18 protein-coding genes are annotated in these 25,724 nt (G+C 67.4%); 6 read left to right on the top strand and 12 right to left on the bottom strand.

Annotation, left to right across the window (positions count from 1 at the left end; translation table 11 throughout):
- Positions 1 to 4: 4 nt before the first annotated feature.
- Both ASE48_RS01445 and ASE48_RS01440 read right to left on the bottom strand, forming a co-directional pair.
- The gene (locus tag ASE48_RS01445) at positions 5 to 2,512 is read right to left on the bottom strand and encodes an excinuclease ABC subunit UvrA (protein ID WP_057165219.1); all 2,508 of its coding nucleotides are present in this window, start codon (positions 2,510 to 2,512) and stop codon (positions 5 to 7) included.
- 2 nt (positions 2,513 to 2,514) lie between these two features.
- Positions 2,515 to 3,357, bottom strand: a complete 843-nt coding sequence (locus ASE48_RS01440; RefSeq protein ID WP_057165218.1) for a helix-turn-helix transcriptional regulator — start codon at positions 3,355 to 3,357, stop codon at positions 2,515 to 2,517.
- Between the two features lie 95 nt (positions 3,358 to 3,452).
- Between ASE48_RS01440 and ilvD the strand changes: the two genes are divergently transcribed.
- Positions 3,453 to 5,297 (top strand): dihydroxy-acid dehydratase, encoded by a 1,845-nt coding sequence (gene ilvD / locus ASE48_RS01435; RefSeq protein ID WP_057165217.1) that lies wholly within the window; start codon positions 3,453 to 3,455, stop codon positions 5,295 to 5,297.
- On the opposite strand, the gene ASE48_RS01430 is transcribed toward ilvD, so the two are convergent.
- The 3 genes from ASE48_RS01430 to ASE48_RS01420 form a co-directional block, all read right to left on the bottom strand.
- On the bottom strand, positions 5,294 to 5,503 hold the full coding sequence (locus tag ASE48_RS01430) for a hypothetical protein (protein WP_156408996.1): 210 nt from the start codon (positions 5,501 to 5,503) through the stop codon (positions 5,294 to 5,296). The two genes, ilvD and ASE48_RS01430, sit on opposite strands and share 4 nt — an antisense overlap.
- A 78-nt stretch (positions 5,504 to 5,581) precedes the next feature.
- Complete coding sequence (locus ASE48_RS01425; protein ID WP_057165215.1) at positions 5,582 to 9,559, bottom strand: bifunctional nitrate reductase/sulfite reductase flavoprotein subunit alpha; 3,978 nt, start codon at positions 9,557 to 9,559, stop codon at positions 5,582 to 5,584.
- Positions 9,560 to 9,692: 133 nt separating this feature from the next.
- Positions 9,693 to 11,111 (bottom strand): nitrate/nitrite transporter, encoded by a 1,419-nt coding sequence (locus tag ASE48_RS01420; protein ID WP_057165214.1) that lies wholly within the window; start codon positions 11,109 to 11,111, stop codon positions 9,693 to 9,695.
- Between the two features lie 191 nt (positions 11,112 to 11,302).
- Between ASE48_RS01420 and ASE48_RS01415 the strand changes: the two genes are divergently transcribed.
- The 4 genes from ASE48_RS01415 (at position 11,303) to ASE48_RS01400 (ending at position 16,230) form a co-directional block, all read left to right on the top strand.
- Positions 11,303 to 11,656, top strand: a complete 354-nt coding sequence (locus ASE48_RS01415) for a hypothetical protein (RefSeq protein ID WP_057165213.1) — start codon at positions 11,303 to 11,305, stop codon at positions 11,654 to 11,656.
- Positions 11,657 to 14,170: a nitrite reductase large subunit NirB gene (gene nirB / locus ASE48_RS01410; RefSeq protein WP_057165212.1), complete on the top strand. Its 2,514-nt coding sequence runs from the start codon at positions 11,657 to 11,659 to the stop codon at positions 14,168 to 14,170.
- Complete coding sequence (locus tag ASE48_RS01405; RefSeq protein WP_057165211.1) at positions 14,167 to 14,463, top strand: Rieske (2Fe-2S) protein; 297 nt, start codon at positions 14,167 to 14,169, stop codon at positions 14,461 to 14,463. Before nirB ends, ASE48_RS01405 begins: the two co-directional genes overlap by 4 nt.
- A gap of 117 nt (positions 14,464 to 14,580) precedes the next feature.
- Positions 14,581 to 16,230 (top strand): DUF222 domain-containing protein, encoded by a 1,650-nt coding sequence (locus ASE48_RS01400; protein WP_082613930.1) that lies wholly within the window; start codon positions 14,581 to 14,583, stop codon positions 16,228 to 16,230.
- Positions 16,231 to 16,235: 5 nt separating this feature from the next.
- On the opposite strand, the gene lgt is transcribed toward ASE48_RS01400, so the two are convergent.
- The 6 genes from lgt to ASE48_RS01370 form a co-directional block, all read right to left on the bottom strand.
- Complete coding sequence (gene lgt, locus ASE48_RS01395) at positions 16,236 to 18,386, bottom strand: prolipoprotein diacylglyceryl transferase (protein WP_057165209.1); 2,151 nt, start codon at positions 18,384 to 18,386, stop codon at positions 16,236 to 16,238.
- Complete coding sequence (gene trpA, locus ASE48_RS01390) at positions 18,383 to 19,171, bottom strand: tryptophan synthase subunit alpha (RefSeq protein WP_057165208.1); 789 nt, start codon at positions 19,169 to 19,171, stop codon at positions 18,383 to 18,385. The genes lgt and trpA overlap by 4 nt, the downstream gene beginning before the upstream one ends.
- On the bottom strand, positions 19,168 to 20,427 hold the full coding sequence (gene trpB, locus ASE48_RS01385) for a tryptophan synthase subunit beta (RefSeq protein ID WP_057165207.1): 1,260 nt from the start codon (positions 20,425 to 20,427) through the stop codon (positions 19,168 to 19,170). Before trpB ends, trpA begins: the two co-directional genes overlap by 4 nt.
- Before the next feature lie 38 nt (positions 20,428 to 20,465).
- Positions 20,466 to 21,284, bottom strand: a complete 819-nt coding sequence (gene trpC / locus ASE48_RS01380; RefSeq protein WP_057165206.1) for an indole-3-glycerol phosphate synthase TrpC — start codon at positions 21,282 to 21,284, stop codon at positions 20,466 to 20,468.
- A gap of 98 nt (positions 21,285 to 21,382) precedes the next feature.
- Complete coding sequence (locus ASE48_RS01375; protein WP_057165205.1) at positions 21,383 to 22,006, bottom strand: TIGR02234 family membrane protein; 624 nt, start codon at positions 22,004 to 22,006, stop codon at positions 21,383 to 21,385.
- Positions 22,003 to 23,532 carry an anthranilate synthase component I gene (locus tag ASE48_RS01370; RefSeq protein WP_057165204.1) on the bottom strand — a complete coding sequence of 510 codons (1,530 nt, stop codon included), beginning with the start codon at positions 23,530 to 23,532 and terminating at the stop codon, positions 22,003 to 22,005. Before ASE48_RS01370 ends, ASE48_RS01375 begins: the two co-directional genes overlap by 4 nt.
- A gap of 61 nt (positions 23,533 to 23,593) precedes the next feature.
- Here ASE48_RS01370 and ASE48_RS01365 point away from each other — a divergent pair, with 61 nt between their 5' ends.
- Positions 23,594 to 24,049 (top strand): peroxiredoxin, encoded by a 456-nt coding sequence (locus ASE48_RS01365; RefSeq protein ID WP_162264176.1) that lies wholly within the window; start codon positions 23,594 to 23,596, stop codon positions 24,047 to 24,049.
- Here ASE48_RS01365 and ASE48_RS01360 read toward each other — a convergent pair.
- Positions 24,036 to 25,673: a 2-isopropylmalate synthase gene (locus tag ASE48_RS01360; protein WP_057165202.1), complete on the bottom strand. Its 1,638-nt coding sequence runs from the start codon at positions 25,671 to 25,673 to the stop codon at positions 24,036 to 24,038. The two genes, ASE48_RS01365 and ASE48_RS01360, sit on opposite strands and share 14 nt — an antisense overlap.
- Positions 25,674 to 25,724: the final 51 nt, after the last annotated feature.

The raw sequence follows: 25,724 nt of genomic DNA, 5'->3' as shown, positions 1-25,724 counted from the left end.
AACCTCACACGTGCTTCGCCAGGTAAGGCGCAGTACGGCTTCCCTTGGCTGCCGCGACCTGTCGGGGTGTACCGGTGGCCACCACGGTGCCACCGTCATCGCCCCCGCCGGGCCCGAGATCGATCACATGATCCGCCCCGGCCACCACCCCCATGTCGTGCTCGGCGACCACCACGGTGTTGCCGGCATCCACCAGGCGGTGCAGTTGCGCGACGAGCAATTCGACATCGGCGGGGTGCAGTCCGGTGGTCGGCTCGTCGAGCACATACAACGTGTGCCCGCGGCGGGCGCGCTGCAACTCGGTGGCCAACTTGATCCGCTGGGCCTCCCCACCGGACAGTTCGGTGGCGGGTTGGCCCAGCCGCAGATAACCCAGGCCCACTTGGCGCAGTGTGGTCAGACTTCTTGCCGCACTGGGGATCTCAGAGAGAAAATCCGCCGCCTCGTCGACGGTCATCGCGAGCACCTCGGCGATGTTGCGCCCCCGGTAGCGCACCTCAAGTGTCTCCTCGGAGTAGCGGGCGCCGCCGCAGGTCGGACAGGAGGCGTAGGTGCCCGGCAGGAACAGCAGTTCGACGGCCACGAAACCCTCGCCGTGGCAGGTCTCGCAGCGGCCCTCGGCGACGTTGAACGAGAACCGGCCGGCACTCCAGCCGCGTCGGCGCGCCTCCGCGGTATCGGCGAAGGCCTTGCGGACGGCGTCGAACATGCCGGTGTATGTCGCCAGATTGGACCTCGGCGTCCGCCCGATCGGACGCTGGTCGACGGTGACCAGACGGTCGACGACCTCGACGCCTGTCGCGACGACACCGACGCTGGCATCCGTGTCGATGTCCAGCAGCTCGCTCTCGGCGTCGGTCACCTCCACGTCGGAGACATCGGCCGCGCCGCCGCCGAGGTGGCGCGCCACCACATCGCCGAGCACCTTGCAGACCAGGGTCGACTTCCCCGAACCGGACACACCGGTGACCGCGATGAAGCTGCCCAGCGGTAGGGCCACCTCGACATCCTGCAGATTGTGAAAGGAAATATGCTGCAGGCACAGCATTTCCGACGATTTCCTGGGTGCGCGAGCGGCCGGGACGGCGCTGTCGAACAGGTGACGTCGGGTCACCGACGATTCGACATCGGCGAGTCCGGCCACCGGCCCGCTGTAGAGCACCTCACCGCCGAGTTCACCGGCACCGGGCCCGACGTCGACGACCCAGTCCGCGCGGCGCACCACATCCATGTCGTGCTCGACGACGAACAACGAGTTGCCCGCCCGCCGGAGCCGGTCGAGTACCTCCAGCAGCGGCTCGGCATCGGCGGGATGCAGGCCCGCCGACGGCTCGTCGAGCACGTAGAGCACGCCGAACAGCCCCGCCCGCAGCTGGGTGGCCAATCGCAGCCGCTGCAACTCCCCCGGCGATACGGACGGGGTGCGCCGGTTCAGGCTCAGGTACCCGAGGCCGAGATCGACCAGGATGGCGATGCGCGCCACCAGATCGGCGGCGATCATCGTGGCAACCTCGGTGAACTCGCCGGATTCGGTGGACTCGTAGGCGGCCTCGAACTGGGTGCGGGTGGCCGCAGGCGTCAGCACCTCGGCGAGCACGGTGAGCGGCATCGCGGTGAGCTCGGCGATGTTGCGGCCGGCGAAGGTCACCGCGAGCGCTTCGGGGCGCAGTCCCGAGCCCCCGCACACCGGGCAGTCGGCGCTGTCGACGTACTGCAGCACCCGTCGGCGCATCATCGCGCTCTGCGAGTTGGCCAGGGTATGGCGGACGTGTCGTTCGGCGCTGGAATAGGTGCCGTTGTAGTAGTAGTCGGCGGTGACCGGGTGCTGGCTGGGATCGATCTCGACCGTCGGCTGCTCTTCGGTGAACAGGATCCAATTCCGTTGGTGTTTACTGAGTTTGCGCCACGGCTTGTCGATGTCGTAACCCAGGGTGATGAGGATGTCGCGCAGGTTCTGGCCCTGCCAGGCACCGGGCCACGCGGCCACCGCACCCTCACGGATGGTCAGCGTCGGGTCGGGCACCAGAGTCTCCTCGGTGACACGGTGGATCCGGCCGAGCCCGTGGCATTCCGGGCATGCCCCCGCCGTCGTGTTCGGGGAGAAGGCATCGGAGTCCAGCCGCACCGTCGCACCCGGCGGGAACGTGCCGGCGCGCGAGAAAAGCATCCGCAACAGATTCGACAAGGTGGTCACGGTGCCCACCGTCGACCGTGAGCTGGTCGACCCGCGGCGCTGTTGCAGCGCCACCGCCGGTGGCAGGCCGGTGATGTCATCGACTTTCGGCGCATCACTGGGCAGCAGCAGCCGACGGGCATACGGGGCAACGGATTCGAAGTAGCGGCGTTGCGCTTCGGCATAGATGGTCCCGAACGCCAGCGAGGACTTCCCCGACCCCGACACCCCGGTGAACGCCACGAAGGAGTTGCGGGGTGCGGCCATGTCGACCGCCCGCAGGTTGTGCACCCGGGAGGCGTAGACGCGCACCTGCGGGTCGATCGCGTCCTGCTCCATGTCTACCCCCTGCTCTCGGACTGGCTGATCAACTGTGTCAAGCGTTCGGAGGCACTGCTTCCCGGCAGCGGTAGGTACGCGACGATCTGTATCCCGGGTGCGTCCGCGGGAGTCAGCTGATGATGTTCGAGGAGCAGTTCGCCGACGCCGGGGTGGAAGAATCTGCGCTCCCGGGACGCGAAGCGCTCGACACTGCTCGCCATCCACTCCGCGCTGAAATGCGCACTTCCTTCGCGGAGTCGTTCGACCAGCTGGGTGTAGGAGGGTTCCCCCACCCGCGACCCGGCCTCGGCGCGGAACTCGGCCAGGAACCGTCGGCTGTCGGTTTCCCAGTCCGGCAACAGCTCCCGAATGGCGGGATCCATGAACACCAGCCAGAGCAGATTGCGGTCGGCAGGGTCGGTGAGGGCGATGTTGGGGTACAGGGCCGCGTACGCCGCGTTCCAGGCTGCGATGGTCCACGTGGGTCCGATCGCAAAGGCCGGGTAGCCGGCAAGAGCGTCCAGAAATCGTTGGATGTGTGGTGGCGTGGGGCCCGAGGCGACGGTCGGGTCGGACGTGTGGCCGCCGAGGGCGAGCACGTAGTCCTGCTCGGCCCGGGTCAGTCGCAGCGCACCGGAGATCGCATCGAGCACCTGTCTGGAGGGATTGATATCGCGTCCCTGCTCCAACCAGGTGTACCAGGTGACGCTCACCCCGGCGGACAGTGCGACTTCTTCGCGGCGCAGCCCGCTGGTGCGCATCCTGGGCACCTCGGGAAACCCCAGCTCGTCGCGCGGCGCGGCCTCTCTGCGGGCACGCAGGAACGCGCCGAGGGCGAGCCGCTGCTGCGCGCGCTTGTCCATAACCGCCAGCCTATTCCCGGCCTCAGACTGGTAGTGCCGGTACTAGCATCGGCGCCGTCTTCTCTGTGGCCCCGCTCGCTGCGACTGTAGGTGCCATGCCTGAATTGAGGTCGCGTACGGTCACCCACGGTCGCAACATGGCCGGAGCGCGTTCGCTGCTGCGCGCCGCCGGTGTGGCCGGTTCCGATATCGGCAAGCCGATCGTCGCGGTGGCCAACAGCTTCACCGAGTTCGTGCCCGGACACACCCATCTGCAGCCCGTGGGCCGGATCGTGTCCGAGGCCATCTCGGCCGCCGGTGGGGTGCCGCGCGAGTTCAACACCATCGCCGTAGACGACGGGATCGCCATGGGGCATGGCGGCATGCTCTATTCGCTGCCCTCGCGCGAACTGATCGCCGACTCGGTGGAGTACATGGTCAACGCGCACTGCGCCGACGCCCTGGTGTGTATCTCCAACTGCGACAAGATCACTCCCGGCATGCTGATGGCGGCGCTGCGACTGAACATCCCCACCGTCTTCGTCTCCGGCGGCCCGATGGAGGGCGGCACCGCGGTCCTGGTGGACGGCACCGTGAAGACCCGGCTGAACCTGGTGTCCGCCATCGCCGATGCCGTCAACACCGATGTCTCCGATGACGACATCGCCCGCATCGAGGAAGCCGCCTGCCCGACCTGCGGTTCGTGCTCGGGCATGTTCACCGCGAACTCGATGAACTGCCTCACCGAGGCACTCGGCCTGGCCCTGCCCGGCAACGGGTCGGTGCTGGCCACCCATACCGCGCGCCGCGCCCTCTACGAGAAGGCCGGCAGCACCGTGATGGACATCGTCCGGGCCTACTACGACCGCGACGACGCGAGCGTGCTGCCGCGCGCCATCGCCACCCGCGACGCCTTCGACAACGCGATGGCGCTCGACATCGCCATGGGTGGCAGCACCAACACGGTGCTGCACCTGCTGGCCGCCGCCCGTGAGGCCGAACTGGACTACACCCTCGAGGACATCGAGAAACGCAGCCAGATGATCCCCTGCCTGTGCAAGGTCGCCCCCAACGGCCACTATCTGATGGAGGACGTGCACCGCGCCGGCGGTATCCCCGCGATCCTCGGCGAACTGTGGCGGGGCGGGCATCTGCATGAGACCGTGCACACCGTGCACGCAGGATCGGTGGCGGAGTGGTTGCGCGCGTGGGATATCCGGGGTGGTTCCCCCTCGGCGGAGGCCGTCGAACTGTTCCACGCCGCGCCGGGGTGTGTGCGCTCGGCGACCGCGTTCTCCCAGTCCGAGCGGTGGGAGAGCCTGGACACCGACGCCGAAAACGGATGCATCCGCGACCTCCAGAACGCCTACTCCGCCGACGGCGGGCTGGCGGTGCTGCGCGGCAACCTGTCGGTGGACGGCTGCATCGTCAAGACCGCGGGCGTCGACGAGAGCATCTGGAAGTTCTCCGGACCGGCCGTGGTGCTGGAATCCCAGGATGATGCGGTGGACGCCATCCTGAACAAGCGGGTGCAGCCCGGAGATGTCGTGGTGATCCGTTACGAGGGGCCCAAGGGCGGCCCGGGTATGCAGGAGATGCTCTATCCGACAGCCTATTTGAAGGGCCGTGGGCTCGGCGCCCAATGTGCGTTGATCACCGACGGCCGGTTCTCCGGCGGCACGTCGGGCCTGTCCATCGGCCACGTCTCCCCCGAGGCGGCTGCCGGCGGCACCATCGCGCTGGTGGAGAACGGTGACCTGATCACCATCGACATCCCGCACCGCAGCATCCAGGTGGATGTGCCCGACCAGGAACTGCAGCGCCGGCGCATCGCGCTGGAGGCGGCCGGTGGCTACAAGCCCAAGAACCGCCAGCGCACGGTGTCCGCGGCGCTGCGCGCGTATGCGGCGCTGGCGCTGTCCGCGGACAAGGGCGCCGTGCGGGATGTCGACGCGGTCTAACCGGCCAGCGCGACATCTCCGCGGTGCACGTGCACGCACGCACGTTTGGGGCCCCACACGGTGGGGACGTCGAAGCAGACCACCTTGGGCTGCCCAAACATGGTCGTCTCCTCGACCGTGCCGGCCGCACCCTCGGGAACCGTCTGAACGTCCATTTCGTCGATCTCGCGACGGGCGGTCACCACGTCACCACTGTGCCAAGCCATTTCTATCGTCTCCCTGACCCAAATCTGCTTTCGCCTACGGCGGAACAACGCCGAAGCGGCGATTTTTATTCGCAGCGATCAGTAGACGTCGCGTACGTACCGTTTGGTGGCGACGAGTTCCTTCTTGTAGTCGTGGGCGGCCTCGGTCGACATCGAGCCGTACGTGCGGATGATCTTCATCAGGGCGTCATCGACATCGCGGGCCATCCTGGTGGCATCACCGCACACGTAGAAGTGCGCACCGTCCTCCATCCAGCGCCACAGCTCGGCGCCGGCGTCGAGCATCTTGTGCTGCACGTAGATCCGGCTGCCCTCATCACGGGAGAACGCCAGGTCGAGATGGTTGAGCAGGCCGTCGGCGACCATGTGTTCCAGTTCGTCGCGGTAATAGAAGTTCTCGGCGCGGTGCTGATCTCCGAAGAACAGCCAGTTGCGCCCGGTGTGACCCAGCGCCCGGCGTTCCTGCAGGAAGCCGCGGAACGGGGCGATCCCGGTGCCCGGGCCGACCATGATCATCGGGGTGGCCGACTCGGCGGGCGGCCGGAAGTTCGGGGAGCGCTGCACGAAGACCGGCACCGAGGACGCCCGGTCGGCCAGATACGTCGAGGCCACACCGCCGCGGTTCTCTCCGCGTGCGCTGCGGTAGCGCACCACCGACACCGTGAGCTGCACCTCGTGGGGGCTGACCAGTGGGCTGGACGAGATCGAGTACTGCCGTGGGGTCAGCCGCACCAGCGCGTCCTGCCATTCCTGCGGCTCGGCGCGCAGCGCGAACTCCTGCACGATGTCGAGGCCGTTGCGGCCGGCCAGCCACGCGGTGTTGTCACCGGATTTGCGCAGCTTCTTGGCATCGCGGCTGCGTTCGGCGACAAAGCTCAGCAGATTCGGGGTGACCCGGCAGATGTCATAGGACATGGTGAGCGCGCCGCGCAGGTCGGTCTCGGCGCCGTCGACCTCGATGATCTCGTTGCCGGACAGTCCCGTCGCGGCGAGCCACGCGGACACCGACTCATCGGAGTTGGTGACGAACACCCCGAGCGAGTCGCCGACGGCGTAGCCGGCACCGTGTTCGGCGACATGCTCGGAGATGTCGAATCCGAACTGACGTACCTCTTTGGCCGCCGACTGCGGCGTGAGACGGGTGTTGCGGCACAGCGGTGCCTGCACCGGGGCGTTACGGCTCAGGGGTACCGGGGCTTTCGGCGTGGCCGGAGCGATCGCCACCGGCGCCACATCCAGTCCGGCGACCACCTCGTCGGCCCACGCCGCCATCGGCGCCTCGTCGTAGATCTCGCAGTCAGCGCGATCGACCGAGCGGACGGCTCCGAGCTCCGCCAGCCGGGCATCCAGCGCCTTGGCATGTCCGCAGAAGTTGTCATAGGACTGGTCCCCGATGCCCAGGACCGAGTACCGCAGACCGTCGAGGGTGGGCGCGTCCGCCGACGTCAACCGGTCCCAGAACTCGGCGCCGTTGTCGGGCGGGCCGCCGTCACCGAAGGTGCTGGTGACGATCACCACTTCGCCCGCCGCGGCAAGGTCCTCCAGGGCGGCGTCGTTCATGGTGATCAGCCGGGCACCGGACAACCGGGCGGCCACTTGGGCGGCGAACTCCTCGGCGTTCCCGGTCTGGGAGGCCCACAACACCATCGGTCCGGTCCCGGTGGGCTGTTCGGGTTCCGCGCGGGAGTAGGTCCCGGCCAGCAGGCCGTCCACCCACAACCGGACCTGTGCGCGCACCGGTGCCGATGACGGGAGTACCGGTACACCAACGGGGTTGGCGTCCATACCGGCGAAGAACCCGGACAGGTAGTACTTTTCGTCCTCGCTGAACTCCGGTGCGACCGACGCGAGTCCGAACGGGTCGGGTCGCTGCACCGGGATGGGCCGTAGCCGCACCGCGCACACCTTGAGTTCGGGTTGCAGCGAATCTGGGTCGACGGCGTCGTTGGTCAGGGCGTTGACCGTCAGGTACTCGCCGTGTTCGTCGTTCCAGTGGAACGGAACCCACACATTGCCGGGCTGCACCCGGTCGGTGATCTGCACGGGCAGCACGGCCCGACCGCGCCGCGAGGTGAGCTCCACCTGATGCTGCTTGGTGATGCCTTGTGCGGCAGCGTCATCCGGGTGCACCTCCACGAAGGGTGCGCTGTTGAGCTTGTTGAGTTTGTCCACCCGGCCGGTCTTGGTCATGGTGTGCCACTGGTGCTGCAACCGGCCGGTGTTCAGCACCATCGGGTAGTCGTCGTCGGGCAGCTCGCGGGCATCCATGTGCGGGCGGGCCAGGAACTTCGCCCGGCGTGACGGTGTCGCGAACGCCAGGCGCGGCCGGTGCCCGTCCTCATCGATGTGCAGGGTCTGGGACACCCCGTCGTTGAGGTAGCGGATCGGGTGGCGGTCGTGCTCGTCTCCGGGCGGGCAGGGCCACTGCAGCGGGGTCTCCCGCAGCCGATCGTAACTGGCCCCGCGCAGGTCGTATCCGGTGCGGGGGTTGGCGAACCGGCGGATCTCGTCGAAGATCTCCGAGCCCGACTTGTAGGCGAAATCCGCACCGAAACCCAAATATTCGGCGACACCGCAGATCAGTTCCCAGTCCGCCCGGGCGTCCCCGACGGGCGGGACCGACTGTTGCAGCAGCGTGAGGTTGCGCTCGGAGTTGATCATGACGGCATCGGTCTCGGCCCACAGCGCGGCGGGCAGCATGATGTCGGCGTAGCGGTTGGTGGCCGTGTCGACGTAGGCGTCCTGGGTGATCACCAGTTCGGCCGTCTCGAGTCCGGTGATGACGGTCGATCGATTCGGCACGGTGGCAACGGGATTGGTGCAGATGATCCAGCAGGCCTTGATATCGCCCGCGGCCGCCTGCTCGAACATCGCGATGGTGCCGGGGCCGACGTCGGAGCGGATGGTCCCGGGGTCCAGCCCCCACTGCTGCTCGCAGAACTCCCGGTCCTCGGCCGACAGCACGGCACGCTGGCCGGGCAATCCCGGCCCCATGTAGCCCATCTCGCGACCACCCATGGCGTTGGGCTGTCCGGTCAGCGACATCGGACCGCTGCCGGGTCGGCAGATGGCGCCGGTCGCGAGGTGCAGATTGCAGATGGCGTTGGTGTTCCAGGTGCCGTGTGTGCTCTGGTTGAGACCCATCGTCCAGCACGTCATCCACTCGCCGGATTCCGCGATCATCGCGGCGGCGGTGCGGATGTCGGCCTCGGCGATTCCGGTGATCTCGGCGACCCGGTCGGGCGGGTAGTCGGCCAGGAAGGCCGGCATGGCGTCCCAGCCCTCGGTGTGTTCGGCGATGAAATCGTGGTCGATATCACCGTTCTGGACGAGCAGATGCAGCAGTCCGTTGAGCAGTGCCAGATCGGTGCCGGGTTTGATCGCCAGGTACAGGTCGGCCTTGTCCGCGGTGGCGGTACGCCGCGGGTCCACCACGATGAGTTTGGCACCGGACTTGAGCCGGTCGGCCATCCGCAGGAACAGGATCGGATGGCAGTCGGCCATGTTCGCGCCGATGACGAAGAACAAATCGGCCGAGTCGAAATCGGTGTAGGACCCGGGCGGGCCGTCCGAACCCAGCGACTGTTTGTAGCCGGTCCCCGCGCTGGCCATGCACAACCGGGAGTTCGATTCGATGTGCACCGTGCGCAGATAGCCCTTGGCCAGTTTGGTCGCCAGATACTGCGCCTCGATGGACATCTGACCCGACACGTACAGCGCGACGGCGTCTGGTCCGTGCTCGTCGATGATCGCCCGCAGTCGCCGGCCTGCCTCGGCGACGGCCGTATCCACCGGCACCGGTTCGGGTTCGGCGCCGCGTGCCCCACGCACCAGGGCCGTCGTCAACCGGCCGTCGGTGGCGGCCATCATCTCGGCGTGCGTGGCACCTTTGGTGCACAGCCTGCCGAAGTTGGTGGGGTGCAGCTTGTCCCCGCTGACCTTCGCGATGACCGGGAGCCCGGTGACCGCATCCGGCGCGGTGGTGATCTCGATGCCGCAGCCCACACCGCAGTACGAACACGCGGTACGTGTCGTCTCCCCCGCGGCCGCTGTCATACGACCATCGTGGGCGGGCACTGTTCCGGTTCCTTTGAGCCGACGTTATCGCGAAGAAAACTCGACCTCACAGCGGGCTCACCCCCTCGGTGAGCCCGCTGCGAGGCGGTGTGTTGGCGATGGAACTCCCAGGTCAAGCGGTGACTGCCTGCTCGGGCAGCAGATCGTCCCTGGCCGCCTGGCGGGCGGCTCCCATCCGCAGGAAGACGAACCAGGTGACGATGGCGCACACCACGTAGAAGCCGAGGAACACCCAGAACGCGTTGGTGGCCGACTTCGCGTCGCTGACGTAGGACATCCGCAGCACGATGTTGATGAACACCCCGCCCAGGGCTCCCACCGCGCCGGCGAAGCCGATCAGGGCACCGGACATGCTGCGCGACCAGGCTGCCTTCTCGTCCTTGCTCCACTCGTCGTGGTTCTGGGCCTTGGCCTCGAAGATCGACGGGATCATCTTGTAGGTGGATCCGTTGCCCAACCCGGACAGGATGAAGAGCAGGATGAATCCGGCGACGTAGGCGCCCATCTGGGTGCCGGTGGGTGCGCCGGCGGCCGAGTCGTCGAGCACACCGGCGGCCACCAGTATGCCCGCGGCGAAGATCATCGCGACGAACACGTAGAGGGTGATCTTGCCGCCACCGATCTTGTCGGCCAGCTTGCCGCCGAACGGCCGTGAGATGGAGCCGAGTAGCGGTCCCAGGAAGGCGATCTGGGCGGCATGCAGCGAAGCCTGCGCCGGGGTGTCACCACCGGCCAGGAAGTTGATCTGCAGCACCTGACCGAAGGCGAACGAGAACCCGATGAACGAACCGAAGGTGCCGATGTACAGGAAGCTCATCACCCAGGAGTGCTTGTAGCGCATCGCCTCGACCATGGCTCCCAGGTTGGAGCGCTGATTACCCAGGTTGTCCATGAAGACGGCCGCACCGAGGGCGGCAAGACCGACGAGCACCAGGTAGATGGCGCAGACCAGGTAGGGCGCGGTGTTGCCGATGGTGGCGATCACCAGCAGTCCGATGAGCTGGATGACCGGCACCCCGATGTTGCCGCCGCCGGCGTTCAAGCCGAGCGCCCAGCCCTTGAGTCGCTGCGGATAGAACGCGTTGATGTTGGTCATCGACGAGGCGAAGTTGCCGCCGCCGAAGCCGGCGAAGGCCGCGATGATCATGAACGTGGTGTACGACGCGCCGGGTTGAGCCATCACCCACAGGGTCAGCACCAGCGGGATCAGCAGCAGCAGCGCGCTGACGATGGTCCAGTTGCGGCCACCGAACCGGGCGGGCGCAATGGTGTACGGGATGCGCATGAACGCGCCGACGAGCGTCGGGATCGCGACGAGGTAGAACTTCCCGGCGGGGTCGATGCCGTACACGTCCTGCGGCATGAACAGCACCATCACCGACCAGATCGACCACACCGAGAAACCGACGTGTTCGGCGAAGATCGACCAGATGAGATTCCGCTTGGCGATGTCTTTGCCCCCCGCGTCCCAGGCGTCGACGTCCTCGGCATCCCAGTGAGCGATGTCACGGTTGCGGCTTGTTGTAGGCACTAGTTCCTCCCAGAAGCGGAATCGGTTGAGGAGAAACTATGTTTCGGCCATTCCGCCTCGGTTGCCCCACCGTGTCGGGTTTGTCAACACCTACTCACATCGGGCGTATCCCGCTCGGTGCGCCACGGTATTCATGGGCGACGCACTTCTGAAACGAATCCGAAACAAACGCCCCTTAGCTTCGCTGAAGCATGAGCGATGGCAGCACACCACAGTTCCTGCAGGGCGCCTTTCCCTTCGAAGGGGCCGGTTTGGACAAGCCGGTGCCGATCCACGACACGTTGAAATACGTCGTGCCCGCGGGCATCGTCACCCAACCGGTCTACTTCCGCGGCGGGAACTCGACCAAACAGATGGTCTCGGTGGTGCTGGTCCGCGACGGTGTCCCGATGCGCTACTTCCCCATTGCCGCCAGGGGCGCCACCCACGTCGCACTGCGCGTCGTCGAGGATCTGCTGGCCGACACGGTGCTCGAGTTGCACATCTCCGCGCCCGAGGGATGCTCGGGCACAGTCATTCTCGATCTCGGCCTGGTCGAGGTGTAGATGACCGTCACCGAAGCAGTCATTCGCACCGGCCGTCCGGCGTCCACCGCGAAGGCGCGCCTGGTGGTGGTCGGCAACGGTATGGCCGGCATCCGCGCCATTGAGGATGTGCTGGCTCGGGGCGGCGGCGAGAAGTTCGACATCACGGTGTTCGGCGACGAACCCTACGGCAACTACAACAGGATTCTGCTGTCGAATGTTCTTGCCGGTAAGGATGATCCGTCCGAGATCTACCTCAACGCGCTGGACTGGTACACCGACAACCACATCGACCTGCGGGCCGGGGTGCGGGTGGTGCGCATCGATTCCTTCGGTCACATGGTGCTCGCCGACGACGGCTCCCGGGTGCGATACGACAAGCTGATCCTGGCCACCGGCAGCCGGTCCTTCTTTCCGCCGATGACCGGCCTGTGGGCCGACGACAAGAACATGGCCGACGGCGTCTTCGGTTTCCGCACCCTCGATGACACCTCGGCGATGATCGCCGAGGCCGCCCACCGCACCAAGGCCGTCGTCATCGGCGGCGGACTGCTCGGGCTCGAGGCCGCCCGCGGGCTGCAGAGCCGCGGATTGGCAGTGGATGTGGTGCATGCGGCGTCCACGCTGATGAACGCCCAACTCGACGACCCCGCCGGCAACATCCTGCGCAAGTCGGTGGAGGGCCTGGGTATCGGCGTGCACACATCGAAGCGGACGACCGAGGTGCTGGTCGAGGATGGCAAGCTGACCGGCATCGTGTTCGCCGACGGTGAGCGGCTGGAGTGCGACATGCTGGTGATCGCGGCGGGCATCCGGCCCAATGTCGGACTGGCGCAACGCGCCGGGCTCACCGTCGAGCGCGCCATCGTCACCGACGACCACATGCGTTCGGTCGACGATGACGATATCTACGTGGTCGGCGAATGCGCACAGCACCGCGGGCAGGTCTACGGTCTGGTCGCACCGCTGTGGGAGCAGGCGAAGGTCCTGGCCGACCATCTGACCGGCACCGACAGCAAAGCCGCCTACCACGGTTCGCGGGTGGCGACCAAGCTGAAGGTGGCCGGTGTGGACGTCGCGTCGATGGGGGTCAAGGGACCCGAACATCCCGACGATGAGTTCGTCCAGTACTCCGAACCCAAGCACGGTGTGTACAAGACCATCGTCATCCGGGATGGGAAGCTGGTGGGCGCCACGCTGATCGGCGACGTCAGCAAGGTGTCGTTCCTGACCCAGGCCTTCGACAACGGGCTGCCGTTGCCCGACGAGCGGGTGGCGCTGATGTTCGACATCGGCACACCGGATATCGCCGTCGGCGTGGCCGAACTGGCCGAGGACGCGCAGGTGTGCAACTGCAACGGCGTGTCCAAGGGTGCGCTGGTGGCGTGCGTCAGGGCCGGCACCACCTCGGTGACCGGCGTCATGGCGCAGACCAAGGCCGGCAAGGGCTGTGGGTCGTGCAAGGAACTGGTCGGGCAGGTCGTCGAATGGGCCGCGGACGGTGCGGTCACCGAGGATCCGTCGGCGTCCTGGTACGTACCCGGTGTGCCGTACGCCAAGCCGGAGCTGATGCGGTTGATCCGCGAATTGCAACTACATTCGGTCTCTTCGGTATTCAACGCGCTGGCACCCGACGGGAAACACGACGCCGGATCGAAGATGGCGCTGGCGTCGCTGTTGGAGATGATGTGGGCCGACGAGTTCGTCGACGAGCGGGATTCGCGGTTCATCAACGACCGGGTGCACGCCAACATCCAGCGGGACGGTACCTTCTCGGTGGTCCCGCAGATGAAGGGCGGCGTGACGAGCGCGTGGCAGTTGCGGCGCATCGCCGATGTGGCCGACAAGTACGCCATCCCGATGATCAAATGCACGGGCGGACAACGCATCGATCTGCTGGGTATCCGCAAAGAGGATCTGCCCGGGGTATGGGCTGATCTGGAGATGCCATCCGGCTACGCCTACGGCAAGAGCTTCCGGACCGTGAAAACCTGTGTGGGCAGCGACTTCTGCCGGTTCGGTGTGGGCGATTCGACCGCGCTCGGCATTGCCCTTGAGGAGCGGTTCCAGGGTCTGGCCAGCCCGGCCAAGATGAAACTCGCCGTGACCGGGTGTCCGCGCAACTGCGCCGAGTCGCTGTGCAAGGACCTCGGTGTGGTGGCTGTCGACGGGGGACGCTGGGAGATCTACGTCGGCGGTGCTGCGGGCGCCCATATCCGCAAGGGCGATCTGATGGCCACCGTCGACTCCGCCGACGAGGTGATGACACTGACCGGCCGCTTCCTGCAGTACTACCGCGAGGATGCGAACTGGCTGGAGCGGACCTACGCGTGGGTGCCGAGGGTGGGCATCGATCACATTCGGGCGGTGGTGGTCGAGGACACCGAGGGGCTCGCCGAGGGACTGGATGCGCGGATGCAGAAATCGATTGACGCATACCGGGATCCGTGGTTGGACGGACGGGAACCCGCGACCGAGGGGCAGTTCCGGACGTCGCTGCCGTTGTTGCCGCTGCCGCAGGTGCCGGTGCGATGAGTGATCTCGGGCCGGTCTCCCAGGTTCCGGTGGGTGAGGGCCGGACGTTCGCCGTGGCGGACAGCCAGATCGCGGTGTTCCGGTTGCGCGACGGGTCGTTGCGCGCGCTGGACGCGGTGTGCCCGCACAAGGGGGGCCCCTTGGCGGACGGGCTGGCTGACGAATCCGTGGTGGTGTGCCCGCTCCATGGCGCGACCTACGACATGTGCACCGGTGTCGAGGCCGCCGGTGGCGCACCGGTGCGCAGCTATCCGGTTTCCGAGGTCGACGGCCGGATCCAGATCAGCACGTAGCTGCTGCGCGTACTCCTCGAAGTGGTTGCGCGCCAATACTTTTTCTGGATCTGTGGATAGGCATTCTGCCTGTGGACAACGTCTTTGCGTGCCGGCATTTCTCGATAGAATTCGAACATGCTTGCGAATCGGGTAGCGGATCGGGAGGACGTGCTGGCGGCCTTCGATGCCTACGATTCGGCGTGCGAGCAGTTGGCCGCACTGGATTTCGCGCGGATGACGCCGGCCGAGTTGTTCGAGTTGCAGTCCCGGCGCGAGCATCGGGCGCGGACCACCGCCGTGGCGGATCACCGGATCCTGGCGGCACTACAGGCCCAGGCGACCCCGAAAGACATTGGTGCGCGGTCCTGGCCGGAGATCTTGTGCACCCGGATGCGGATCTCCAAGGACGAGGCCGACCGCCGCATTGCGGATTCGCGCGACCTCGGGCCGCGCCATGGGATGGACGGCGAGCTCTTGGAGGCTGCGTTGCCGGCCTGTGCGGACGCACTGGCCGCCGGGGCCATCAACCGCGATCACGTGCGGGAGATCCGCAAGGCGCTGACCACCGCCGCCAAACACGCCGACCCGGCTGCGTGCGCCGAACTGGAAGGCGTGCTGGCCACCGCCGCGGCCGGGATCACCCCGCATACGCTCCGTGAACTCGCGACGTACGCGCTCAACACCCTCAATCCGGACGGGGACGGTCCGGACCTGGCCACGCGCAAGCGCGGAATCACCTTCGGGCGTCAGGATGTCGATGGGATGATCCGGGTCAGCGGCCACGTCGACGCCGAGTTGGGCGCCTATCTGAAGACCATCACCCAGGTCTGGGGTGCACCGGGAGTGAACAATCCCGCCGACGCCGAGCCGGTGAACAATCCGGTGCCGAATCCGCTGATGGATGACGCCGGGGTGTCACCGGCCGCGGAGCCGATGCCGCCGGAGGCGCCGGCCGAACCAAGGCCAGCCGAGCCGACTCCGGTGCCGCCCGAGGAGAATTGGTTTCCCAACGACGCCAGCGTGCTTGCCGAGTTGATCGACCATCCGCCGGAGCCCTTTGCCGAACGCCGGACCGCACTGGATGACGCGATGGCTGACGCAGGGTTGTCGACCGACGAGCTGGCCGAGCGCCGTTCGGCGTTCGATGCCGTTCCCGACAACCTGACCGCAGCAGCCCGCGACACCCGCACCAAAGCCCAGCGCAACCATGACGCCCTCAAAGCGGTGATGCGTGATGCCTTGATGTCCAAGCGGCTCGGCCAGCATGGCGGTCTGCCGGTGACCGTCGTCGTGTCGACCACCTTGGGCGAATTGCAGGATGCGGCCGGAATTGCCAGGACTTCTGCGGGGACGACGATGCCCATCCGCGACCTGATCCGGCTGGCCGCCCATGCCCACCATTACCTGATCGTGTATCGGGAGCACACGGCTGAACCGTTATACCTGGGACGAACCAAGCGCCTGGCCTCCAAAGCGCAGCGCTTGGTGATGATCTCCCGTGACCGCGGGTGCACCATGCCGAACTGCCCTGTCGCGGGTATCGATTGCGAGGGGATGCATGCCGACCTGGACTGGGCCCGTGGGGGCCGCACCGATATCACCGGTCTCGGACTCGGGTGCGGGTCGGACAACCAGCTGGCCTTCGAAACCGGATGGACCAATTCGATCGGCAACGATGGCCGCGTCCACTGGCACCCGCCACCGTTGCTCGATGTCGGTCAGGACACCCTGAACCATTTCCATCATCCGGAGGAACTGCTCAGACCCCCTGATGAGGATCCCTAGGCCGGTCAGCTGTTGCGGCGGAACCACCGCGGCTTGCGGAATCGTTCGCCGAGGCTCTTTGTCTCCCTGCTGGATTCGGCAGGTGCGGCTTCGGCAGGTGCGTCGGCCGCGGAATCCGTAGCAGCGGAGTCCGGCTCGCTCTCAGTCTCGGTCTCGTCGGCCGATGGTTCATCGGCCTCGGTCAGCTCGTCGCCCTCAGCCTCCTCCACCTCAGGCTCTGCCGGCTCATCTGCGGCAGGCTCCTCTTCGGCGTCGGCGTCGGCGGCGGGCTCTTCGGTCTCGGCGGATCCCTCAGCTAGAGCAGGATCGTCGCCGGCAACCGATGCGTCGGCCGCCTCAGCCTCGGGTGACTCCTCAACGTCAGCGGACTCAGCCTCGACAACAGGCTCTTCGGCCTCAGCCTCGTCAGCAGCAGCGGATTCCCCAACCTGCGCCGGCTCATCGGCGGCCACAGGCGGCTGTGCGGTCAAGACCTCGGAAACCGCGGCTTCCGATGTCACCTCCGCGGCGGGGGGCTCTTCAGTCTCAGCCTCAGACACTGCCGCTTCATCGGAGTCGGTCTCAGCCACCTCGGCCTCGGCCTCGGTCTCGGCAGCAACCGATGCGTCGGCTGCCTCAGCCTCGGGTGACTCCTCCACCTCAGGCTCTGCCGGCTCATCTGCGGCAGGCTCCTCTTCGGCGTCGGCGGCGGGCTCTTCGGTCTGAGCCTCAGACACTGCCGCTTCGTCGGAGTCGCTCTCAGCCAACTCGGCCTCAGCCTCGGCCTCGGTCTCGGCAGCAACCGATGCGTCCGCTGCCTCAGCCTCGGGTGACTCCTCAACGTCAGCGGACTCAGCCTCGACAACAGGCTCCTCGGCCTCAGCCTCGTCAGCAGCAGCGGATTCCCCAACCTGCGCCGGCTCATCGGCGGCCACAGGCGCCTGTGCGGTCAAAGCCTCAGACACCGCGGCTTCCGAGGTCACCTCCGCGGCCGAGGTCTCCAGTGCATCGCCATCGGCATCGGTCACGGTCGCTTCGACCGGTTCTTCGACTGCTGCCTCGGCAGCAGCCACAGAGTCACCCTCGGGCTCGGGCTCGGCGACCACGAGAACTTCCGTCTCGACCGGCTCTTCCACCTCGTCAGCCTCGTCGGCGGCGTCGGCCACCTTGGCTTCCTCGACGGGATCGGCTTTGTCCGAGTCCTCGACTTCGGCAGCACCAGCGACCTTGGCGGCAGCGACCACACCCGCGCCGGCACCCACCGCGATCACCTCGGTGGCCACCTCGTCAACCGCCGACTCCTCGTCGTCGTTGTCCTTGCCACGCAGCGATTCCGGATCCTCGCGACCCTTGGGCGCCACCATGACGTAGACCACGGCCGCAATGAAGATGAACGTCGAGGTGAACGAGTTGACCCGGATCCCGGCGATCAGCGTCGCGGTATCACTGCGCATCAACTCGATCCAGAACCGGCCCAGGCAGTACCCGGCGACATACAGCGCGAACACCTTGCCGTGGCCGAGCTTGTAGCGCCGGTCGATCCAGATCAGCAACGCAAAGATCAGCAGATTCCACAGCAGTTCGTACAGGAACGTCGGATGGACGACACCGACCAACTCCCCTGTCGACACACCGTTCAGAGAGTCGCGGAACCCAGCGGCGTCACGGCGTTCGTAGATCTCCAGACCCCACGGCAGGGTCGTTGCCCGCCCGTACAGCTCCTGGTTGAAGTAGTTACCCAACCGGCCGATCGCCTGCGCCAGAATGATTCCCGGTGCAATCGCATCGCCGAACGCGGGCAACGGAATTCCGCGCTGCCGGCAGCCGATCCACGCGCCGACGCCACCGAGGGCCACCGCGCCCCAGATACCCAGGCCGCCGTCCCAGATCCGGAACGCCGCACCCAATCCCGCGCCACCGGCGCCGAAGTAGGTCGGCCAGTCGGTCAGCACGTGATAGATCCGCCCACCGACCAGGCCGAAAGGCACCGCCCACAACGCGATGTCGTAGATGACGCCACGTTCGCCGCCGCGGGCCTCCCACCGGCGGTCACCGATGACCAGCGCCGCGACGATGCCGATGATGATGCACAGCGCGTATGCGCGCAGCGGGACGGGACCGATGAACCAGACACCCTGCGCCGGGCTGGGGATGTAGGCCAGCGTCGTCACCGTCATGCACGCACCGCCTGGCGCACGCCCTCGGCGAGCTCGGCGGTCAGGGCCCGCACCGCGGGCAGACCATCGTCGAGGGCCGACACCAGCGCCGAACCGACGATCACGCCGTCCGCGTAGGCGCCGATCTCGGCGGCCTGCTCACGCGAGCGCACACCCAGGCCGACACCGACCGGGATATCCGAGATCGCCTTGACCCGGCTCACCAGTTCCGGCGCGGCGTTCGACACGGCATCGCGCGCACCGGTGACACCCATCGTCGACGCCGCGTAGATGAACCCGCGCGAAGCCTCGACCGTTGCGGCGAGCCGCTCCGGGGTGGACGACGGCGCGATCAGAAAAATCCGGTCGAGGTCGTGCTGTTCCGACACCCGAATCCAGTCCTCTGCTTCGTCCGGGATGAGATCAGGAGTGATGAGGCCGAGTCCGCCCGCGGATGCCAGATCCCGCGCGAAGGTGTCAACACCCTTGCGCAGCACCGGATTCCAGTAGGTCATCACCACGGCGTGACCCCCGGCGTTGCTGATGGCCTCCACGGCCCGCAGCGCGTCGTAGACCCGGACCCCTCCGGCCAGCGCCGCCTCGGTGGCCCGCGCGATGGTCGGTCCGTCCATGCCGGGATCGGAATACGCCACCCCGACCTCGATGATGTCGGCGCCGGATTCGACCATGGCCGTCATCGCCGCGATCGACGTTTCGACATCCGGATAGCCGGTCGGCAGATAGCCGATGAGCGCCGAGCGGCCCTCAGCGCGGCAGCCGTCGAACACTCCGGCGAGCCGACTCACGAATCACCGTCCAACAACCCGAACCACTTTCCTGCGGTCTCCACGTCCTTGTCGCCGCGCCCGGACAGGTTCACGACGACGATCGCGCCGGGCCCGAGTTCAGCAGCCAGCTTCATACCGCCGGCCACCGCGTGCGCCGACTCGATCGCCGGGATGATGCCTTCGGTCCGGCACAGCAGCAGGAACGCATCCATGGCTTCGGTATCGGTGATGGGCCGGTACTCGGCACGGCCGGAATCCTTGAGCAGCGCATGCTCGGGGCCGACACCGGGGTAGTCCAGACCGGCTGAGATGGAATGGGATTCGAGGGTCTGACCGTCCTCGTCCTGCAACAGGTAGGAGAACGACCCCTGGAACGCACCCGGTGACCCGCCGGTGAAGGTGGCGGCGTGCTTACCGGTCTCGACGCCGTCACCGGCCGCCTCGAACCCGACGAGCCGGACGTCCGGGTCATCGATGAAGGCGTGGAAGATGCCGATGGCGTTGGACCCGCCACCGACACATGCGGTCACCGCATCCGGCAGCCGACCGGCCTGATCACGGATTTGCACCCGGGTCTCCATCCCGATGATCCGCTGAAAATCGCGGACCATCAGCGGGAACGGGTGCGGGCCGGCGGCCGTACCGAAGCAGTAGAAAGTATTGTCCGCGTGGGCAACCCAGTCGCGGAATGTTTCGTTGATGGCGTCCTTGAGGGTCTTGGACCCTGATTCCACCGACACCACCCGCGCGCCGAGCAACCGCATCCGGGCCACGTTGAGCGCCTGGCGTGCGGTGTCGACGGCACCCATGTAGATGATGCATTCCAGCCCGAGCAGCGCACACGCGGTAGCGGTCGCCACGCCGTGCTGCCCGGCACCGGTCTCGGCGATGACCCGGGTCTTGCCCATCTGGCGGGCCAGCAGCGCCTGCCCCAGCACGTTGTTGATCTTGTGAGAACCGGTGTGGTTGAGGTCTTCTCGCTTCAGGAAGATTCGCGCACCACCGACGTGCTCGGTGAGCCGTTCGGCTTCGTACAGCGGCGACGGGCGCCCGCTGTAGTGCCGCTGCAGACGGTCGAGCTCATCGAGGAAGGTCTGGTCGCTGCGCGCCTTCTCGTAGGCCGCGGTCACCTCTTCGATGACGGCCATCAGGGCCTCGGGGACCAGGCGGCCGCCGTAGGGCCCGAAATGCCCCTTGGCATCCGGATCATGACTGGTGGGTTCGGCGAGGGCTGCGCTGGTGTGTGGCAGCTGGGGGCCGGCGATGTCGCCCATCGTTATCTGTTCTCTTCGCGCAAGCGGCTCATCGCCGATCAGCGGGCGGGTTTCGGGCATGACGGGTGAGCGCCTGCGGTGACCAGGTCGGACACGGCACTGCGCGGGTCACCGCTGGTGACCAGGCCCTCCCCGACCAGCACGGCATCCGCGCCCGCACCGGCGTAGGCCAGCAGGTCGGCGGTGCCCCGGACACCGGACTCGGCGACTCGGATGACCTTCGACGGTAGCCCCGGCGCGATCCGCGCGAAGCAGTCGCGGTCGACCTCGAGGGTCTTGAGGTTGCGGGCGTTGACACCGATGACGGTCGCGCCCGCCTGCAGGGCGCGGTCGGCCTCCTCCTCGGTGTGCACCTCGACCAGCGCGGTCATCCCGAGCGATTCGGTGCGATCCAGCATCGACTCCAGGGCGCGCTGTTCCAGCGCCGCGACGATCAGCAGCAGCATGTCCGCGCCATGCGCGCGGGCCTCGTGGATCTGATACGGGCCGACGATGAAGTCCTTGCGCAGCACCGGGATCGACACCGCCGCACGCACGCTGTCCAGATCGTCCAGCGATCCCTTGAAGCGACGTTCCTCGGTCAGCACGCTGATGACGCGGGCGCCACCGTCTTCGTAGGCCTTCGCCAGTTCCGCGGGATCCGCGATCGACGCCAACTCACCACGTGACGGGCTGGCACGCTTCACTTCGGCGATCACAGCGATGCCGGGCACACGGAGCGCGGCCATCACATCCAGTGGCGGCCGCGCATCTTTGGCCCGTTGCTTGATGTCGGCGAAGCTCACGGCGGCTTCACGGGTGGCAACGTCGGCGCGGACTCCTTCGATGATGGAGTCGAGCACGGTCGCCGAACTCATTGGCCATCGTCCTTTTCCGTAGGCCGGGATCCCCCCGGAGTGGTCTGTATCGACCCAGTTGATATCTGAAAGGTTAGTCGCCAGCGCCACACGTTCTGTCACCGACCCTGGTTGTCCGGATCCGGGGAGTTCGGCTCGCGGGTGGGATCGCTGCCCTCGTCCAGCGCGTCCCACATCATCCGCTCCGACATTCCCTCCGGACCCGCCCCGTCGGCCGTTTCCGAGCGCACCGCGTCGCGGCGCGCCGCCGGCGCCACATAGCGGGCCGTCGATGTCCGTGCGGTCGCCGCCGAACGCATCAACAATCCGGCCGCCACCAGCGCAATCACCGCTGCCACCAGGGCCACGCCGGCGCCCCAGTAGAAGCGCTGGGAACCCACCAGCGCGGAGACCGGGACCTCCGCCAAGCCCGCGCCGCGCACCGCGACATCGTGGACCACCCACTGGCTGATGCCCAGATAGGCGATTCCCGCCCCCGACACCGCCACCAGCACCGCCACCACACGCAACAGCAGCCCGCGGACCGCCAGGGCGGCCACCGCCGCCGCCAGCAGCACCAGCGCCAGCGGCACCAGTGCCGTCGACCAGGCCGCGCCCGACAACGTCGAGGTCTTGGGCTGTCCGAGACCGTCGAATGTGCTCACCTCGACCCAGGGCAGGCGCGAGGCCCCCCACAGCGCCAACGCGCTGAGAGCCAGCAGAGCCTGCGCGATCCGGATCACGGTTGACCCAGCGTCTCGGCCGCGGCGATCGCATTCAGCACGGCCTTGGCCTTGTTGGCGGACTCGTTGTACTCGTAGGGCCCGTTGGAGTCGGCCACGACTCCCCCACCGGCCTGGACGTAGGCGGTGCCTGCGCGCATCAGAGCGGTCCGGATCGCGATCGCGAAATCGGCGTTGCCGGCGAAGTCCAGGTAGCCGAGCACCCCGCCGTAGAGACCGCGCCGGGTCAGCTCGACCTCCTCGATGAGCTCCATGGCGCGCACTTTGGGCGCCCCGGACAGCGTGCCCGCCGGGAAACACGCCGTGACGGCGTCCAGCGCGGTCTTCCCGTCGGTCAGATGCCCGGTCACCGTCGACACCAGATGCATGACGTGGCTGTACCGCTCGATGTGGCTGTAGTCCTCGACCCGCACCGTGCCCGGCTGGCACACCCGACCCAGGTCGTTGCGGCCCAGATCGACCAGCATCAGGTGCTCGGCACGCTCCTTCTCGTCGGCCAGCAGCTCCTTCTCCAGGAGCACGTCCTCCTCCTCGGTGTCCCCGCGCCACCGGGTCCCCGCGATCGGATGCGTGGTGGCCTTGCCGTCCTTGACGGTCACGAGCGCCTCCGGGCTGGACCCGACGATCGAGAAGTCAAGCCCCCCTTCGGCATCCGGCACATTGAGCAGGTACATGTACGGGCTCGGGTTGGTCGCCCGCAACATCCGGTACACGTCGAGTGGATCGGCGCTCGTGTCGATCTCGAACCGCTGGGAGGGCACCACCTGGAACGCCTCACCGGCCTCGATGTCGCCGACCAGCTTGTCCACGATCGTGCTGTACTCCTCGACGGTGCGCTGCGCGCGGAACTGCGGCTGCGGTCGGCTGAAGGTGGCCACGGTGGAATGCAGCGGCTCACCGAGCGCGGCGGTCATCACGTCGAGGCGGGCCACCGCATCGTCGTAGGCCTCGTCGACCCGTTCGTCGGTGCCGTTCCAGTTCACCGCGTTGGCGATCAGGGTGATGGTGCCCTCGTGGTGGTCCACGGCGGCGATATCGGTGGCCAGCAGCAGCAGCATGTCGGGCAGCAACAGATCGTCGACGGCGATCTCCGGGAGCCGTTCCAGCCGGCGCACCATGTCGTAGGCGAAGTAGCCGACCAGCCCCGAGGACAACGGCGGCAGGCCGGGCAGCGCGGCGGTGGCCAGCAGGTCCAGGGTGGTGCGCAGCGCGACGAGCGGGTCACCTCCGGACGGTGCGCCCTGCGGCGTGGCGCCCAGCCAAACCGCCTCGCCGTCGCGGACCGTCAGCGCCGACGGCGCGCCGGCGCCGATGAACGACCACCGCGACCAGGACCGGCCGTTCTCGGCGGATTCCAGCAGGAACGTGCCGGGCCGGTTGGCGGCCAGCTTCCGGTACGCCGACAGCGGTGTCTCGCTGTCGGCCAGCACCTTGCGGGTCACCGGAACCACCCGGTGCCCGGCGGCAAGTTCCCGGAAGTCCTCGCGCGGCGTGGTGACGGCCAGCGTGGCGGTGTTGGATTGCACGGACCCAATCCTCCCAGACGCCGGAAAGGCGTTCGGCGTAGCGTGGGCAGCCGTGACGCTAATCAAGACCGGTGACCGCGTGGCCGAGTTCGAACTGCCCGACCAGACCGGCACCAGGCGCAGCCTGTCCGCGCTGCTCGCCGACGGACCGGTGGTGCTGTTCTTCTACCCCGCCGCGATGACACCCGGTTGCACCAAGGAGGCCTGCCACTTCCGTGACCTGGCCGCCGAGTTCGCCGCGGTGGGCGCCTCCCGGGTGGGTATCAGCACCGACGCGGTGGAGAAGCAGGCCAAGTTCGCCGATCAGCAGCGTTTCGACTACCCGCTGCTCTCGGACGCCGACGGGAAGGTCGCCACCGAGTTCGGGGTCAAGCGTGGCCTGCTCGGCAAGCTGATGCCGGTCAAGCGGACGACGTTCGTGATCGACACCGACCGCACCGTGCTCGAGGTCATCTCCAGTGAGTTCAGCATGGACACCCACGCCGACAAGGCGCTCGAGGTGCTCAGGGCGCGTTGACCGCCCGCAGCACCGCCGCCATCGAGGCGCCCAGCACCGAATCGCTGCGCCCGCACGCCCACCCGGACCGCGCCTCCAGATAGGTGATGGCGGTGGCGCCGATCGACTGCTGGGTCAGGCCGAGGATCTCCACCGGATGCCCGGCCGCGGCCAGCGCCCGGACGAGCGCCTCGACGGGTCCGATGTCGCGGTGCGAGCTGGTGTGGACGTCCCCGTCGACGATGAGGCTGATCTCGGTGACATCGTCGCTGCCGGTATGCCAGTCCTTCAGCTGCACCGGACCTTCGGAGCTCAGGTAGGCCGCCTCGAACAGCTCGTACAGTTCGGCCGCGCCGATCTCGGCGCCGCTGTCGTCGGTGTGCGCCTGCACGCGCCGGGCGAAGTCGATCTGCAGCCGCCGCGGCAGTTCCAGTCCGTGGTCGGCGTGCAGCAGATAGGCGATGCCGCCTTTGCCGGACTGTGAATTGACCCGGATCACCGCGTCGTAGGTGCGGCCGATATCGGCCGGGTCGATGGGCAGATACGGCACCCGCCAGTCGATTTCGCTCTCCGCTCGACCGGCCGCGGCGGCCCGGGCGCGATGCTCGGCCAGCCCCTTCTTGATGGCGTCCTGGTGTGTGCCGGAGAACGCGGTGTGCACCAGATCGCCCACGTAGGGGTGCCGTTCGTGAATCGGCATCCGGGTGCAGTGCGCGACGGTGCGGGCGATCGCGTCGATATCGGAGAAGTCGATCTTCGGGTCCACCCCCTGGGCGTACAGATTGAGTGCCAGGGTGGCGATGTCGACGTTGCCGGTGCGTTCGCCGTTGCCGAACACGCAGCCCTCCACCCGCTGGGCGCCGGCCAGCACCGCCAGTTCGGCGCAGGCGACCCCGGTGCCGCGGTCGTTGTGCGGGTGCACCGACAGGATGACGCTGTCGCGGCGGGCGATGTTGCGGTGCATGTATTCGATCTGATCGGCGTAGACGTTCGGGGTGGCCACTTCGACGGTGGCCGGCAGGTTCAGGATCACCGGTCGCTGCGGTGTCGCCTCCCACAGACCGGTCATGGCATCGCAGATCTCCAGCACATAGTCGGGTTCGGTGAGGTTGAACACCTCCGGGGAGAACTCGAACCGGATGTTGGGCCGGTCGCCGGCGAATTCGAGCACGTCGCGGCCGCCGGCGGTGATCAGCTCACGCAGCTCGTCGCGGTCCTTGCCCAGCACCGTGTTCCGCCACACCGGCGCGGTGGCGGTGTACAGGTGGACGACCACGTCATTGCCGATACCGCGCACAGACTGCACGGTGCGTTCGATGAGGTCGCGCCGGGCCGGGGTGAAGACCACGATGGTGACATCGGCCGGCGCGATGTCGGATCCGGCGATGAGCCGGACGAAGTCGTAGTCGGTCTGCGACGCCGACGGGTAACCGACCTCGATCTCCTTGTAGCCCATGCTCACCAGCAGTTCGAAGAACCGCCTCTTGCGGGCGGGGTCCATCGGTTCGGCCAGTGCCTGATTGCCGTCGCGCAGGTCCACCGGCACCCACAGCGGCGCCTCGGTGAGCCGGGCATCGGGCCAGTGGCGTTGTCGCAGAGGCACTTCCACCCGGTCGTAGACGCCGGCGTATCGGTGCCACGGCATCGGTGAGCGTTGTTGACGATTCCAGTTCACGATTGCTTCCCATTCGGTCGA

The organism is Mycobacterium sp. Root265 (assembly GCF_001428895.1).
Taxonomy (GTDB): domain Bacteria; phylum Actinomycetota; class Actinomycetes; order Mycobacteriales; family Mycobacteriaceae; genus Mycobacterium.
The sequence above is the reverse complement of the archived record's forward strand: the minus strand, read 5'-3'. Positions and strand labels throughout refer to the sequence as shown.